Here is a 14,475-nt window from a genome sequence, read left to right as displayed (position 1 = left end):
CAATGGGCGCAAACCGGTCGAACCAATTTGCGCCCAACGTTGCGAGTTTACCCAAAGGTGTTCGCGGTTATGCTGCCTTGCGACGACGGGGACGGCGCCGTTTTGGTGCTGCCGGCTTGTCGGTCGTTTGCTTGGGGGCATTCTTGCGGCCACGGTTACGGTTCGCGCCGGGCTTGGAGCCCTTGGGAACAGGACCAGTCGGGCGTGTGCCGCTGGCGACGGGCAGCTCAATTTTCATCAGCTTTTCAACCTGCCGCAGCAGATCCGCCTCTTCTGGGGCGCAGAATGCAATGCCTTCGCCTTCGCGGCCCGCGCGTGCAGTTCGACCGATCCGGTGGACATAGTTGTCGGGCACTTCGGGCAGGTCGTAGTTAACCACATAAGCAACGCCGGGGATGTCGATGCCACGGGCAGCCACATCTGTGGCAACCAGAATGGTGATCTCGCCTTCGCGGAAAGCTTTGATCGCACGGTCCCGTTGGCCTTGGCTCTTGTTGCCGTGGATCGAGGCGGCGTTATAGCCGTCTGCGACCAGACCCTTCATCAGCTTTTCTGCACCGTGCTTGGTGCGCGAAAAGACAAGAGTGAGCGCGTCAAGGTCATTTGACAGAATCTCGCGCAGCTTCTTTGGCTTTTCCGCTTTGGTCAGGAAGTGAACCGACTGGGTGATCTTGTCAGCCGCTTTGCCGGGGCGAGCGACCTGCACCTTTTCGGGATTGTTCAGATAGGCTTCTGACAGCTCTTCGATCTGCTTGGGCATGGTGGCCGAAAACAGCATTGTCTGGCGCGGTGTGCCCAAAGCCGGGGCGATCTTGCGCAGGGCATGGATGAACCCAAGGTCCAGCATCTGGTCCGCCTCGTCCAGAACCAGATGGCGCACAGTTCCCAGATCAATCGCGCCGCGGTCCATCAGGTCAATCAAACGACCAGGGGTCGCGACAAGGATGTCGGTGCCTCGTGCCAGCGCATTGATCTGGCGGTTGATTGACTGGCCGCCCACGACAGTGACGATGCGCACACGCGTGCCATCGGTCAGCAGACGCAGGTTGTCGGCGATCTGGTTCACGAGCTCTCGGGTTGGAGCAAGGATCAGCGATTTAGAGGTTTTGGGCGCGGGTTTGCCCGGCTGCGCCATCAGCGCGTCAATCAGGGGCAGGCCAAACGCCATGGTTTTACCAGTGCCAGTCTGAGCGAGGCCCATGACGTCGCGCCCTTCCAAAGCCAGAGGGATGGCTTTCTGTTGGATCGGGGTAGGGGTCGAGAAGTTTGCGCTCGCAAGCGCGTCAAGCAGCTTGGCAGAGAGGCCAAGCGAAGCGAAATCGGTCAAAAGACGTCCTTTTCAGCCGGCACCAAAGAGACTGGGTCCGGCATATCAAAGCAGCGGCCGCATGGTGCGGTCCTGCGAGGGTCTGGTCGGCCTCGGGACGGGCAGGCGATTCCTGCGTGGTCTGGCCGGTGCATCAGGAACCCTGCGTGATGGGGAACTAGTGTAGGTTTACGCTGATGCGTCCCGTCGTGGGGTCGCGGCTTGCTCACGCGGCAGCGCAGCGTAGTTGAGTAGATGGGGCCATTTATCCCCTGCGTCAAGAACCATATCGTATAGGTCCCAAAACGCGAAGGTGCGCAGGAAGCCCGCGCACCACATGCTTGATCACTTCTGGCGCTAAGCCAGAGCGTAAAATCAGGCCAGCTCGAGGTTGGTTGCCGACTGGCGACCGTCACGACCTGCTTCGATTTCGAAGGATACGGCCTGACCGTCGTTCAGCTGGCGGATGCCCGCGCGCTCGACAGCCGAGATGTGAACGAAAATGTCTTTACCGCCGTCTTCGGGTGCGATGAAGCCATAACCTTTGGTCTGGTTGAACCATTTCACGGTACCTTTGGTCATCGTGAAGTCTCCTAAGTTTGATGCCATCCGCAACATGCGATGGCCCGGCTCAGAGTCGTCGTAGGAACAACTGAGGCCGATAGGAAACAGAAGGTCGTAGAAGATGCTTAGCACCGAAGACATTAGCGCTAGGCACACGGATTTTCAAGTGCCATTCCTGTGATGTCTTTTCCCGTGCAACAGGTTCTGGAATGTCTTTGGAGCGCTGATCACACTCTTGTGCTTCGGCTTGTTTCAGCGTTTCTTGGCGGTAGTTTGGACTTCTAGAATTATCGACGCCGAGGTGGCCCCCTCTGCCTTGGCCGAGCAAGCAAAATAAGGTGATATATATGGTTTCCAAAACCTGGCGAGTTGCGCCCTTTCTGATGCTGGCACTGAGCGCATGCGCCACAGCCCCCAAAACCACCGAAGAGGGGTATATCACCGAGTTGCCCGAGGAAGTGCTGGCGCTGGCAGCACCCTATCAGAATCTGAGCGCGGTGCGTCTGAACCCTGAGGATGGCTGCTATTGGTATCTGCATTCCAATGCAGTCGAGGACACTCTGTTGCCCTTGCGTACTGCCGGTGGAAACCCGATCTGCACCCGCGTTGCCGAAGCACCTGTAGAAGCCGAGCTTGAAGTCGCGGCGCAGTAAAAGAAGGGCGTCAGGCCAATAGGGTCTGACGCCGCTGCGACTTTAGCTGGTCGCTGTGATGCGGTCTTCGGGGGCGTAGAGATACGCCGTCACGCCTGTATCGACCTCTTCGTACAGATCAATGACGTGAGCCATGATCATGCGCACGCAGCCAGAGCTGGCTCGGCCGCCGACCGAGTTTGAGTGCGGTGTGCCGTGAATGCGCAGATAGGTGTCGCGGTTTCCCTGGAAAAGATAGAGTGCACGCGATCCTAGCGGGTTGGTCGGGCCACCGGGCATACCGTCCGCGTGTTGCTCATAGATATCTGGATCACGCTCAATCATCGCAGGCGTCGGCGTCCAGCCTGGCCACTTGGTTTTCCGGCGGATTGTGTAGGTGCCGGGCTCATATAGGTTGCCCCGGGCGATGGCCACGCCGTAACGCATTGCCGTGCCATCACCGCGCACATGATAGAGATATCGCGCGACAGCATCCACATGGATGTCGCCGGGCGTTAGACCTGTCTTTGCCTCGACCAATCGGGGCAGGAAGCGCGGCTGTAGTCCCCATGGATTAGAGGTCGCAGGATCATAGGCGGGCGGGGTGACCAGGGCATCCCATTCGTCCCAGCGGGACTGGTCACTGACATAAGCTGCAAGGGCAGGGCTCGCGATCGGCGCTGAAAAGAGCGCTGCGGAGGTCTGGATGAAATGGCGTCTGGTCAACATAAAGCTGCTCTCCTTCTTCGCATTACTAACGCCCTTGCCTGAAGGGCGACGTCAAGGGATGGAACTCCTCCAACCGCAGTTTAGCCCCATAAAATTGCCGTGTGCGGGCGATTGATTTCGGATCTGTTGAAGAATGGCATCAGATTATGCAGGTTTCAGACATGCACTGCGATCAAAGGATCGTGGCGATACCGCCTCAGCATCAGCAGCCCTGCGATCCCCAATCCGATTAGCCCAAGCGAGAACAAGAAAAATGCCGCCTTCAGGCCATAAAGATCGCTGAGATATCCAACCAGAATGGTCGGCAAGGAATTGGACAGATATCCAGCGACGTAGAAGCGTGAAATATACACCTCGCGGGTGGCGGGTGTGGCCGCTTTGTTCGCTAGTCCCAATGAGCCCACAAAGGTCGCCCCGTAAAAGAAGCCGCAGATCGGCATCAGTCCGAGCATGACAAAACCAAGGCCGCCGGGCTCGGCGAGGATCAGAGCCACTTGCGCCAATACCATCCCGCCAAGGCCGACTCCGATCGCGCGTTCAACCGGGTACCTCCCCCAAACAAATTGTCCGATGCCCGCAAAAAGTTGAAAGACCGCGGGCACCAGTCCGGCCAAAGCCACTGAGGGAAGCACATAGACCGAGAGTCCCAGATCCGTGCCTAGGGCCATTAGGATCGATCCGAGCATCCACGCCACACAGACCCCCAGACAGGCCAGCACGAAGAGCGGCATGTTCACGCGGCGCTCGCGCGACGGGTCTTGCTGTGCTTCGTCTGGTACTTCTTTGGGCGGCCAATAGCTGAAACACAGACCCGCGAAGGCCAGCGCAGACAATAAAACGATCACGATAAAAGGGGTGACCGTCGGTGCCAGATTCAATGAGATCGCCAGAGAACTCAGGATCGGGCCGCCCGTGGCGCCGCCGGTGAACGCGAGCGTTGCGGTGACGGCGGCCACTCTGCGCATCTCGACCGGATAGATCGCGAAAAGCGCCGAGGAGGCCATTCCCGTGATCGCTCCTGTCCCGAACCCGTTCAGGAACCGACCGACCAAAAGCGTCGGCAGGCTTTGGGCGAAAGCGAACATGATCGCGCCAAGTGCCGTGAGCATCAGACCGGGTAGAATGATCAGGCGGAGGTCTTGTACCTTTGGCCCAAGCTTGCCGCCGACAAAAAGCGCCAAAAGTGTCCCTGCCGCGTAGATCGAAAAGATTGCCGTCCCCATGACCTTATCCAGATGCATGGTCTCTAGGTAGTGGGGATACAGTGGGCTGGGGGCCGTGCTTCCCAAGAGGGCAGAGAAAATCGCAAGTGCCAAAGCAGCACGAGCCAGACGGGTTTTGGGCAATTCTTTGGGCATAAAGGCTTTCGTAAAACGGCTTGCGGGGCCGCGAACTGTTCGATCGAAGCGGTCCATCTACATTTTTGACTTAGCTTAGAAGCCTGTTCCAGCCTTGGGCAATGTCGCTCCCTTGGAATACGAATTTTCTCATCAAGATGTGAACGTAGTAGCCGCTGCCGCTGCGGTCGAACTCAACGCAGCTAAAGAGGTGTATCGGGGATAAAGACCGAGACGAGCAGATCCCCATCTTGGTCGATCTCAGCGATGGCGTCTCCGTGCAGAACGGCGGCTGTGATCTTGATCTTGAAGGCCAGCGGTGGCCGCATCTGGGTCCGGTCGCCTTGGTCGAACTTGAGCGGCTGGAAAAACCGATCCACGTTTGAGCGGCGCACCTGTTGCGTTTGCGTGCGCCCGAAAATCTGAATCCCGCCCGTTTCTGACAGATGACGCGTTTCGATCACGCAGGTCTGTGGATCAGAGGAGACCAGTTGCAAGCTGCGATCCAGCGCCACGTACAGTTCTGACAGCTTCTTAGGATCTGTGTAGGCTGGGCCGTTGCTGGAGAATTCAACACGCGACAGCAGCTCAAGCGGCTTGACCAGATTTTGCAGATCTCCCAGAGCTTCGGGTTTGTTGTATTCGAGCGCACGGCGCATGCACGTGGTGAGCATACCCAAAAGGTCTTGGCCGCGCTGAGAGGACTCTATGATCTTGGCCGACCATTCGGCGGCCGCAGTGGGGTCTTGCTGGGATTCTTCCAGCAACAAGCTTGCGAACCCGTTGGCATGTCGCAGCGATGCTGAAACGTCGTGATGCAATGCGCTGATAAAGATAGAAATGCTATCGACCAACGCTTGGGACACAACCTGTGAGTTTTTTTGATCTGAGCCCATCGCAGTTCCTGTTAGTTTTCTAGCGTCTTCGGCGGTAGGGCCACAACGTTCAGCCAGAAATTTTCAATGTGTTGCACAACTTTGACAAAGGCCGAGGCGTTCAGCGGTTTGGACACAAAGCAGTTCGCGCTCAGGCTGTAGCTTCTCAGTCTATCTTCGTCGGACTCCGAACTGGTCAGAACAACAACGGGAATTGTGCGCAGAGAGTCGTCGTTCTTCAGTTCCTGCAGAACTTCGTATCCGTCCGTGGAGGGCAGATTCAAATCCAAGAGGATCAGATCGGGCCGCGGGGCGTCTTCTCCTCCTGCACGTTGAAAGAGGATATCCAAGGCTTCTTCGCCATCTCGTGCGATCAGCAACGTGTTGGCAAGCTTGATTTCTTTCATCGCTGCTTTGGTCAGAACAATGTCACCTTCGTTATCCTCGACCAGCAGGATGACGACGGGGTTTGCACCCTTCATGATAGAACTCCCTGTTCTTTGGGTACCGTGAAGCTGAAAGTTGAACCGGTCCCAAGTTCAGATTTTATGGACAATGTGCCACCGTGGCGTTCAACGATCTTGCGACAGATCGCCAGACCGATCCCCGTACCGGGAACCTGATCGCGCCGATGGAGGCGTTTGAAAATTTCGAAAATTTTGGCGTGGTTTTTGGCGGCGATGCCGATACCGTTGTCTTTAACCTCAAAGCGCCAGTAGGTCCCTTCGTCCTCGCAGGACACGTGAACTTTGATGGGGTCTTCGGGCTTGGCGTATTTGATGGCATTGCCGATCAGGTTCTGAAACAGCTGCATCAGCTGAACCTTGCTGAACGGCAGAGCCGGTAGGTTTTCTTGTGTTAATTCCAGCTTTCGTTCCGATGTGCCACGGAAATTGGCAAAGATATCGTGGACGATAGCATTGCTGTCCACTTCGTTTAGTTGGGACAACTCGTGTTCGACCCGGCTGTAATCCAGCAGATCGCGGATCAGGCCAATCCCGCGTGTGCCAGCATCGTTTAGGAAATTCAGATAGAACTCGGTTTGCTCGTCTTTCTGGTTCGTCTGGGTCAGGTGCTTGTCGAGCATTTCGGTGAATGAATTGATCATTCGGAAGGGCTCTTGCAGATCATGAGAGCAAATATAGGCGAACTGTGCGAGTTCCTCGTTCGACCTCTCGAGCCGGTCCATCAGTTCGGACTGGGACTTCTCGAGCGCGCGGCGCTCGGAGATGTCGTAGAAGACGATGACATAGCCCTGATTGTGTCCTTTGCGGTCTTCTATCGGTCCGGCAGAGATGGACAGGTCGATCGGGCTCTCGCCATCTTGGGCAAGGCGCAGCTCAACATCTTCGTTCCGGTCGTAACGGGTGATGTCCGTAATTGTGGCATGGCTATCAGAGCCCGAAATGAAGAAGGGAAGCGCGTTGAACCGGCGCCCAACCATGGCGTCGCGATCAACCCGAAGCAGCTTGCCTGCGGCTTCATTCATCAGGCGAATATTCTGATGACGGTCCAGATAGATCAGACCCTCGTTCGTGCTCGAGATGATCAGTTCGCGTTCCCGCGCCATATAAGCCAAGCGCGCCTCGCGGTTCTGTAGTTCATGCGTGGCTTTGCGAAGCTTGAGGTTCTGATGATAGACCGTCATGCTGCGGTTCACGATGGCCGAAAACAATAGGGTTATCAGGAAGCCCAACGGCAGTGTCGCCTGACTGAGCGGTTGGATCGACTTTCTGACAAACTCTCGGTCCGGCACCATTTCCAAGGTCCAGTTCCGATTGAGGACTGTAATGTCTATGGCGGCTGACATGCTCGTGGCGAGCCGCTGGGTCGTCGTGACTTCGGTGACCAGATCATTTCCGTCGCTGATCCGTAGTTCGAAATTTTCGAAGTCTTCGCGCATCCATGACCGAAGCAAGGAGTTGATGCTGATCGAGGAGACGATCAAGCCCAGAAACTCTTCTTCCCGCAGAATGGGCGAGAAGATGACGATGCTCTTGTTCCCGTTTGTAAGCGTGAAGGGTTTGCTGATCGCGCTGGTCTTGGTGCGTACGGCTTCGTCCATCGCGGCCGTGCGGTCGGGGTGGTATTCCCGCCCCAAGCCAATGGCAGGATGGTTGGGCAGGTATGGGGCGACTCCGATGATCCTGTAGTCGGGACCAATCAGAGCAATCCCCGGCAGCTGCTGAAAGTCCGAAGTGTAGTTTTCGCCGTCTGCTTGCCACAAGGCGGGGTCGAGAGTGTCGCGCTGCGCCTCGCGATGTGCCATGCGCCCCAAGGCTTCGGTGAGGTTCTCGAACTCGTTCTGAAGCAGGTTCTCCATAAAGCGCAGCTCGTGTTGAACATTCAGGACGGTTCTGTTGCGATCAGCTTCCAGAAGGCTTTTCCAGATCGCGCCGGTGATCAGTAACGCGACGATCGCAACCCCGGATGTGATCAGAACCTCTTTGCTGTGATGAGGGACAGCTTCGCCGATACCTTCGCTTGCCAAGGCGATCGCAAGGCCGATCAGCACCATATTGGCTGCGGTATGAAGCGCCATGCCGGTGATCGCGATCCACAGATATTCCGCGAGCAGGTTTGCACCGTATGTCGCCAATCCGGTCAGTCCGATGGCAAAGACAGCAAGTCCCAGACTGGCTATGAACCCCCGGACCCAGCGCTTTGCCCCCAAGAATGTACTTAGAACACCGCAAATTGCCGCGATCAAAAGGCCGGTCGCAGTGTTCGGCGCCATGTAGCCGCCAAAGATGCTGGTGTTGAAAAGCAGATTATCGACCCGGATGTCTATCAGGCTGAGATCTTCTAGTAGTGTCAAAACGGGCAGGATTGCCGTTAGGATGCCTAGAATGAAGCTGGCTTTTTCCTTGTGATGATAGAGGCATATGCACATGCCCGATGCCAGCGCGAACGACAGCGCCGTGTTATAAGACATCAAGGAAAAGCCCGGCCAGACATCCAGCAAGCGGATCATTCCAAAGTGCCATCCAAACAAGACCGAGATGGAAGTAATCAGTACCGTGACAGGCAGAAGATGAAACACAATCTGGTGCAGCTTCGGCCGGTTGTTCACTCGTTCAATACCTCTCGGCAAAAGAGAGGTCTCTGTCATTCAGCATCTTTCGTAAAGTGAGTGGTAATCAAAAGTCACTGATACATGCTGATGATATAGCGCTCCTTTTCGCAACTGTTAAGAAAATAGTTGCAGGTAAAACCGAAAGTTAGGGTGCTGAGGGTGTCTAACGGCAGGGGTCAGGTGTTTTGAGGGCAGCGTTATTCCCGGTTGGCCCCCGAGATCCCTCGATCCGGAGCGTCGGCGCATTCTGCATTCCACGCCGCAAGTATCGCGAAAGTGCGTCGATCATTGCAGTCAGCAAAATAGTCGCCAACAAGAGGATCAGGGCGCGGTCGATCCTCAGTTGCTGCAGGTTCATCTGGACATAGAAACCCAGCGTGCCAATCCCCAACAGACCCATGATGGCGGTTTCACGCAGGATAATCTCCCACCGATACAGACAGAGGGCCCAAAACGTGCCGCTCAAGCGAGGGAATAGCTCCCAGCCCCAGAAGGTGAGTCCGGTTGACGCGTCTGGCCGCACGGACATCGACGCAGACTGCCGGCCGAGCAGGTGGGCGATGATGGCGCCATTATGCAGTGCCAAAGCGAGAATCGCTGGCAGCATTGAAGGGCCAAAAATCTGAAGCAGAACAAACGCCAGCATATATTCGGGTGTGGATCGTAGCAGGACCAGTGCTCCGTGTCCTATGGCAGCCCCGATGCGCCCGACAACGCGGGGTACGATCAGCGGAAAGCTCAGCGCAGCCAAAAGCGCGGCGCCGGTTAAAGCGATCTGAGAGAGGCTGAGGGTCGCGATGCTACCCGGCATGGCCTGATCAATCAGGACTTTGTCCAGCCAAGTGCCCCAGTCCGCGCCAGTCCGAATCGGGGCAGGGACCAGATCGTGTAGAAACCGCAGAGCCGCGCCTTGGCCCATGGGCGGAAAGGGGAGCCGCGCAAGCGCCCAAATCGATGCTGCGATGAAAACCGGAACGAGTGGCCAGCGCACCCAATGCCGAAGCGGCAGTATGAGTGCCAGAAACACGATAAAGACGGCCGCAGCCTCGGGGTAGTGGGCCTGTTTGAAGTAGCTTTCAAGATGAAAGCCCAGTGTTGGCAATCCGATAAAACCAAGCACTGCGCTTGATCGTATGCCGCACTCCAGACGGTACAGGCTGTAGATTGCAATCTGTGGAAGGCAGGCAGGCACCCGAACCCAAAGGAGCCGCACCAAGTTAGAGGCGACAAAGGGCAGGGCGGCTTCGGCCCGAGCGTCTGTTTCGTCCAAATATTCGGAAAAGACTTTGGCAAAGATGCCAGCATACGGCAGGCCGATGGCCAGAACACCGGTCAGAGGTGAGAGGCCTGTGATATTCAAGAGCATGAGTGCCCAGAAAATCTCGTGGAGTGCGCGCACGGCAATGCAAAGGCTTCGGACCCACCGAATGCGATAGAAAGGCGCCAAGAGCAGTCCAATGACCGCGCCGAATGCTACGCCGCAAAAGGCCAAGGCCAGCGTGAGCCCCGCAGCGTTCAATAGCATCATCGGATCGCTGAAGTCGGGCATCAGAATGCCTTGTCCGATCCTTTTCAGGGTAAGCCACGGGTCCGGCCCTCCGCTCGACAGGTCCGCGAACCACAGGCCAATACAACAACTGGCCACAAGTGCAAAGAACAGGTGCCGGCCCGATAGGCTCATGCGTAGAGCCTTGTGATGTCGGCTTCGGGCACATCAGCTGCGAGCGCGTCGAAAACAACGCCGCCTTTGCGCAGCCCGATGATACGACTCGCCTGCGCGCGGGCTAAGTGGACATCATGCAGGGCGACGATGCTGGTTTCAAACCTGCGGTCCATTTCGGTCAGCAGTTGGCGCGCTTGGGTCGGGTCGACGGCGGACACAGGTTCGTCCGCAATCACAATGTCTCCACCTCGAAGGAGCGCTCTGGCCAGTGCGACCCGTTGCTTTTGGCCGCCGGACAGTTGGCTCACGCGGCGGCGTCCGAGACCAGAAAGACCTGTTCGCTGTAAAACGCCTTCGACAGCGTCGCGCTCTGTAGGGGTCGGCCAGACCAGCGTCCGAAGGTTGCGCGCCGTGCCGAAATCATCCAGCCGTCCCATCCAAACGTTGTGGAACACGCTGAGTTGCGCCACGAGTCCCGTCTCTTGGGGGACGAGCGCGACCCGCTGATCGGCGAGCCGCGAGAGCATCGCGTGAAGCAATGTGCTTTTGCCGACGCCGCTGGGGCCAAGCAGGGCGATCCTCTCGCCTTTTTGCGCCGAGAGCGAGACGCCGGTGAGTACGGGGGCGTCGCCCCATCCCAGCGTCTCGTTGTGCAGCGTCAGCAGAGCGGTCATTAGTCGATGATGTCGAGGGCGCGGGCCGTGTCCTCGATTGGCTGGTACATGTTGTTGTCCGCCGCGATGAATTCAGAGCGCGGGAAGCTGGCTAGCAGGTCCGCATCATCCATGCCGAGCAGGGCGTCTTGGACTTTCTGGGTGAAGCCCTCGCCGAAACGTGCATCTACGTCGCCGCGGATGGTCCAGTTATAGTCGGGGTAGGGTGGAGTCTTCCAGATGACGGTGGCCTGATCTGCTTCGGGTGCGCCTTCGGCTGCGGCAGTATCGTAGACTGTGTAGTTGAGCGCGCCGATTTCGTAAGCGCCAGAGGCCACCAAACGCAGGGTCTGGCCGTGGTCGCCGCTAAAGCCCACAGCGCTGAACAGGTCTTCGGGCGCTTTGCCGGTCAGCTCGCGGATGTAGAATTCGGGCATCAAACGGCCCGAGGTCGAGGTCTGCGCGCCAAAGGTAAAGCTGCGCCCCGACAGGTCGGGCAGGGCATCTGCTTCGGTCAGGCCGGTATCAGTGTTCGCGATGAAGTAGGTGACAAAGCTTTCGTCCTCGGCGCCTTGGGCGATGGCTTGCGAGCCGGGAACCGCCAGACGCGCCTGAACGCCGGACAAGCCGCCGAACCAACCCAGCTGAATCTGGTCGTTGCGGAACGCCATGACCGCCGCGCCATAATCTTTGACAGGAACGTATTCGACAGCGACGCCAAGCTCGGCCTCAAGGTAGTCGGCGACCGCGCCAAAGCGCTCGATCAGGCGGGTTTCGTCGTCGTCAGGGATTGCCGAAAAATAGAGAGTGTCCGACAGGGCCGGAGAGGCGGTGCAAAGCAGCGCGAGAAGAAGCTTTTTCATAACAATTCCTTTGGCTTTTGTCGGGTCTATAGCGACCCGAGAAACAAGGTTCCAGTACGAAGCCGCCCCGGACTGAAGGTCAGCCGGGGCGGTGTGTTCTGGTCAATTATGGGCGTTTGCCGTAGGCGCCGCCGGGTTTGCCCGGTTTGCCGCCTTTGGCCGGTTTTCGGAAGGGCGTCGCGTCGCCGCCTTTGCCAGCGGGGCGGCCAGGTTTCGCGCCAAAGCCGCGTTTCGCACCGTCAGGTTTCCCGCCTTTGCGGTCGTCCTTGCCAAAGCCGCCTTTGCCGTCCTTGTTGAATGGGCGCTTGCCCGAAGGCTTCCCGCCGCGGTCATCGCCAAACTTGCGGCCTGCTGGTTTCCCGCCGGGCTTGCCGGGGCGGTCGTCAGAGCGCGGCGCGCGGGGACGGTCATCGCGATCTTCACGTTTGGTTTTGTCCCAGCGCGGCTTGTCCGACTTGGGCTTGTCGCCAGCGGGTTTGTCACCCCAGACCGGTTTGGTCTTGCGGGCAACGGGGCCGTGGGCTTCGGCGGGACGGGGCGCGGGGCGTTCGCTACGCTCTGGACGATCACCTGCAGGGCGAGGCGTACGTTCCGCGGATGCGGGGCGCGGACGATCATCGTCATCGCGCTTGCGCTTGAAGGGGCGGTCGTTCTTTTCCGCGAATTTGCGGTTCGACTTGCTGCGCGGCTGGGGCTTGGACAGCTTGGGTGCCTCGTCCAATTGGGTCAGAACATGGCCGCGATCGGTCGTCATGGACGCGCCGATTTCGTCCAAGAATCCGGCAACGGCATCGGCGCGAAGCTCAATGTAGCTGACGGTGTCCAGAATGCGCATCGCGCCGATCTCGTCCTTGGTGATGTCACCGGCGCGGCAGATCATCGGCAACATCCAGCGGGGCGTCACATTCTGGTCGTGCCCTGCATCCATGCGGAACCAAACCGACTCGGTGAACTCCTCGCGGCGCTTTTTGGGTGCAGGGGCGTCGACCGAGAGTGCGTCGATTTCTTCGGGAGCCGAACGGCCCGTGTTCAGCGCACGCAGGTAGGCCAGCGCGAGTTGTTCCACGCTGAAGGTTTGCGTCAGCAGATCCACAGTGGGCTGTTCGGTCGAGCTGGGGGTGTCCTGCCACGACTCGTCTGCCAGCATCCGCTCGCTATCTTTGGCGGCCACTTCTTCGGCGGACGGGGCAGAGCCCCAGGTCGCATTCAGCTTGGCCCATTTCAGCAGGCGTTCTGCCTTCTTGCGGTTCTTTGGGGTCACCATCAACGAGCTTACGCCCTTGCGGCCCGCGCGGCCGGTCCGGCCGGACCGGTGCAGCAGGGTTTCATGGTTGCTGGGCAATTCCGCGTGGATCACCAACTCCAAGTTTGGCAGGTCGATACCGCGCGCGGCCACGTCGGTCGCCACACAAACACGGGCACGGCCATCGCGCATCGCTTGCAACGCGTGGGTCCGTTCGGTCTGGGTCAGTTCACCGGACAGCGCCACGACTGAGAAGCCGCGGTTCGACAGACGCGATGTCATGCGGGCCACCATCGCACGGGTGTTCGCAAAGATGATCGCGTTAGGTGCCTCGTAATACCGCAGAACGTTGATGATCGCGTTTTCCGAGTCGCGGTCATTGACGACCATGGCGCGGTATTCGATATCAGAGTGCTGTTTTTGCTCGGAGACTGTGCTGATGCGTAGGGCATCGCGCTGGTACTTCTTGGCCATGCGCTCGATTTCTTTGGGAACGGTGGCAGAGAACAGCAGGGTCTGACGCTCTTCGGGGCAGGACCCAAGAATGAATTCCAGATCTTCGGAGAAGCCGAGGTCTAGCATCTCGTCTGCTTCGTCCAGCACCACGGCGCGGACGTTGCTGAGGTCAATGGTGTCGCGCTGGATGTGGTCACGCAGACGGCCGGGGGTGGCGACAACAATGTGCGCGCCGCGCGCCAGAGCACGCTTTTCATCGCGGAAGTCCATGCCGCCCACACAGGAGGCAAGGAACGCACCGGCATCTTCATAGAGCCATACCAGCTCGCGTTTGACCTGCAGGGCCAGTTCGCGGGTGGGGGCAATGATCAGGGCCAGTGGGGCTTCGGCGGCGCCGAAGGTGTCCGCATCACCAAGAATCGCGTTTGCGATCGCCAGGCCAAAGCCAACGGTTTTGCCAGAGCCTGTCTGGGCCGACACGAGCATGTCTTGGGTGCCGAGTTCAGGGTTGGATACCGCTTCTTGGACGGGGGTCAGGCTGGAATATCCACGGCGCTCCAGCGCCTGTGCGAGGGTCTTTTTCACGTGCTTGTCTGCTTTCAAGTCAGAGGATTTGGCCGCAAATCCGCAGTTTTCGCGGAAGGGGCGGCGCATCCATACAGCACTAGTCCCGGCGGCAATCGCGCCCGCCTATAGCAAAACATGCGCTGTGTATAGGGTTATTGCTGCAAAAGAGCGGGAATATCTACACTGCGTTTGGCGATTGGGTCGCGCAGGTTGGCCTGCGTATAGAGGCGTGGCTGCGTTTTGCGCGAAGTTTATGCTACGGCCAGCATGCAGGGAAAAATCGGGGACATTATAATGTCGTACCTCTGCGCGGTCTCGCTTGTGCCACTTCCACTCTACTGTGGGTATGGGGGTGTTTTATTTGTTTGGCTTTTCACGGAAGTGTCTCGTTGTTGCTTTATGGTTTTTGGACGGGGTTTTGAGGGCTTGCTGGGCGCTTAGTGTGTGTTTGGCGGTTTTTTTTGTGTTTTTTGGTTTTTGTATTGTTTTGGGGTTGCGACTCTTTGTTGGT

The 14,475-nt window shown here is 58.1% G+C and carries 12 protein-coding genes; 1 reads left to right on the top strand and 11 read right to left on the bottom strand.

The window, feature by feature from the left end; translation table 11 throughout:
* Positions 1–67: 67 nt before the first annotated feature.
* Positions 68–1,327, bottom strand: a complete 1,260-nt coding sequence (locus tag AB9K37_RS06975; RefSeq protein ID WP_369836415.1) for a DEAD/DEAH box helicase — start codon at positions 1,325–1,327, stop codon at positions 68–70.
* 354 nt (positions 1,328–1,681) lie between these two features.
* Positions 1,682–1,888, bottom strand: coding sequence for a cold-shock protein (locus AB9K37_RS06970; RefSeq protein ID WP_369836413.1), 207 nt, complete (start codon positions 1,886–1,888; stop codon positions 1,682–1,684).
* Between the two features lie 329 nt (positions 1,889–2,217).
* Here AB9K37_RS06970 and AB9K37_RS06965 point away from each other — a divergent pair, with 329 nt between their 5' ends.
* Positions 2,218–2,523 (top strand): hypothetical protein, encoded by a 306-nt coding sequence (locus AB9K37_RS06965; protein WP_369836410.1) that lies wholly within the window; start codon positions 2,218–2,220, stop codon positions 2,521–2,523.
* Between the two features lie 42 nt (positions 2,524–2,565).
* On the opposite strand, the gene AB9K37_RS06960 is transcribed toward AB9K37_RS06965, so the two are convergent.
* The 9 genes from AB9K37_RS06960 to AB9K37_RS06920 all read right to left on the bottom strand — a co-directional run bounded on the left by AB9K37_RS06960 (position 2,566) and on the right by AB9K37_RS06920 (position 13,982).
* A complete protein-coding gene (locus tag AB9K37_RS06960) occupies positions 2,566–3,231 on the bottom strand; it encodes a L,D-transpeptidase (RefSeq protein WP_369836407.1) in 666 nt (221 codons plus the stop codon).
* A gap of 155 nt (positions 3,232–3,386) precedes the next feature.
* Complete coding sequence (locus AB9K37_RS06955) at positions 3,387–4,589, bottom strand: sugar MFS transporter (protein WP_369836404.1); 1,203 nt, start codon at positions 4,587–4,589, stop codon at positions 3,387–3,389.
* Between the two features lie 182 nt (positions 4,590–4,771).
* Entirely contained in the window at positions 4,772–5,464 is a 693-nt protein-coding gene (locus AB9K37_RS06950; protein ID WP_369836401.1) for a hypothetical protein, read from the bottom strand.
* A gap of 11 nt (positions 5,465–5,475) precedes the next feature.
* Entirely contained in the window at positions 5,476–5,925 is a 450-nt protein-coding gene (locus tag AB9K37_RS06945; RefSeq protein ID WP_369836399.1) for a response regulator, read from the bottom strand.
* Complete coding sequence (locus AB9K37_RS06940) at positions 5,922–8,417, bottom strand: ATP-binding protein (RefSeq protein ID WP_369836396.1); 2,496 nt, start codon at positions 8,415–8,417, stop codon at positions 5,922–5,924. Before AB9K37_RS06940 ends, AB9K37_RS06945 begins: the two co-directional genes overlap by 4 nt.
* A 265-nt stretch (positions 8,418–8,682) precedes the next feature.
* Positions 8,683–10,200: a PhnE/PtxC family ABC transporter permease gene (locus AB9K37_RS06935; protein WP_369836393.1), complete on the bottom strand. Its 1,518-nt coding sequence runs from the start codon at positions 10,198–10,200 to the stop codon at positions 8,683–8,685.
* A complete protein-coding gene (locus AB9K37_RS06930) occupies positions 10,197–10,856 on the bottom strand; it encodes an ATP-binding cassette domain-containing protein (protein WP_369836391.1) in 660 nt (219 codons plus the stop codon). Before AB9K37_RS06930 ends, AB9K37_RS06935 begins: the two co-directional genes overlap by 4 nt.
* Entirely contained in the window at positions 10,856–11,698 is an 843-nt protein-coding gene (locus AB9K37_RS06925; protein ID WP_369836389.1) for a putative selenate ABC transporter substrate-binding protein, read from the bottom strand. The genes AB9K37_RS06930 and AB9K37_RS06925 overlap by 1 nt, the downstream gene beginning before the upstream one ends.
* 106 nt (positions 11,699–11,804) lie before the next feature.
* The gene (locus AB9K37_RS06920) at positions 11,805–13,982 is read right to left on the bottom strand and encodes a DEAD/DEAH box helicase (protein ID WP_369836387.1); all 2,178 of its coding nucleotides are present in this window, start codon (positions 13,980–13,982) and stop codon (positions 11,805–11,807) included.
* Positions 13,983–14,475: the final 493 nt, after the last annotated feature.

This window comes from Donghicola sp. XS_ASV15, from assembly GCF_041224595.1.
In the GTDB taxonomy this organism is placed as follows: Bacteria; Pseudomonadota; Alphaproteobacteria; order Rhodobacterales; family Rhodobacteraceae; genus Donghicola.
This window is presented reverse-complemented; position numbering and strand designations above follow the sequence as displayed.

Excerpts from the sequence above, each read along its gene's own strand:
- AB9K37_RS06970 (WP_369836413.1), bottom strand. The coding sequence starts at position 1,888 with ATGACCAAAGGTACCGTGAAATGGTTCAACCAGACCAAAGGTTATGGC.
- AB9K37_RS06965 (WP_369836410.1), top strand. The coding sequence starts at position 2,218 with ATGGTTTCCAAAACCTGGCGAGTTGCGCCCTTTCTGATGCTGGCACTG.
- AB9K37_RS06960 (WP_369836407.1), bottom strand. The coding sequence starts at position 3,231 with ATGTTGACCAGACGCCATTTCATCCAGACCTCCGCAGCGCTCTTTTCA.
- AB9K37_RS06955 (WP_369836404.1), bottom strand. The coding sequence starts at position 4,589 with ATGCCCAAAGAATTGCCCAAAACCCGTCTGGCTCGTGCTGCTTTGGCA.
- AB9K37_RS06950 (WP_369836401.1), bottom strand. The coding sequence starts at position 5,464 with ATGGGCTCAGATCAAAAAAACTCACAGGTTGTGTCCCAAGCGTTGGTC.
- AB9K37_RS06945 (WP_369836399.1), bottom strand. The coding sequence starts at position 5,925 with ATGAAGGGTGCAAACCCCGTCGTCATCCTGCTGGTCGAGGATAACGAA.
- AB9K37_RS06940 (WP_369836396.1), bottom strand. The coding sequence starts at position 8,417 with ATGATCCGCTTGCTGGATGTCTGGCCGGGCTTTTCCTTGATGTCTTAT.
- AB9K37_RS06935 (WP_369836393.1), bottom strand. The coding sequence starts at position 10,200 with ATGAGCCTATCGGGCCGGCACCTGTTCTTTGCACTTGTGGCCAGTTGT.
- AB9K37_RS06930 (WP_369836391.1), bottom strand. The coding sequence starts at position 10,856 with ATGACCGCTCTGCTGACGCTGCACAACGAGACGCTGGGATGGGGCGAC.
- AB9K37_RS06925 (WP_369836389.1), bottom strand. The coding sequence starts at position 11,698 with ATGAAAAAGCTTCTTCTCGCGCTGCTTTGCACCGCCTCTCCGGCCCTG.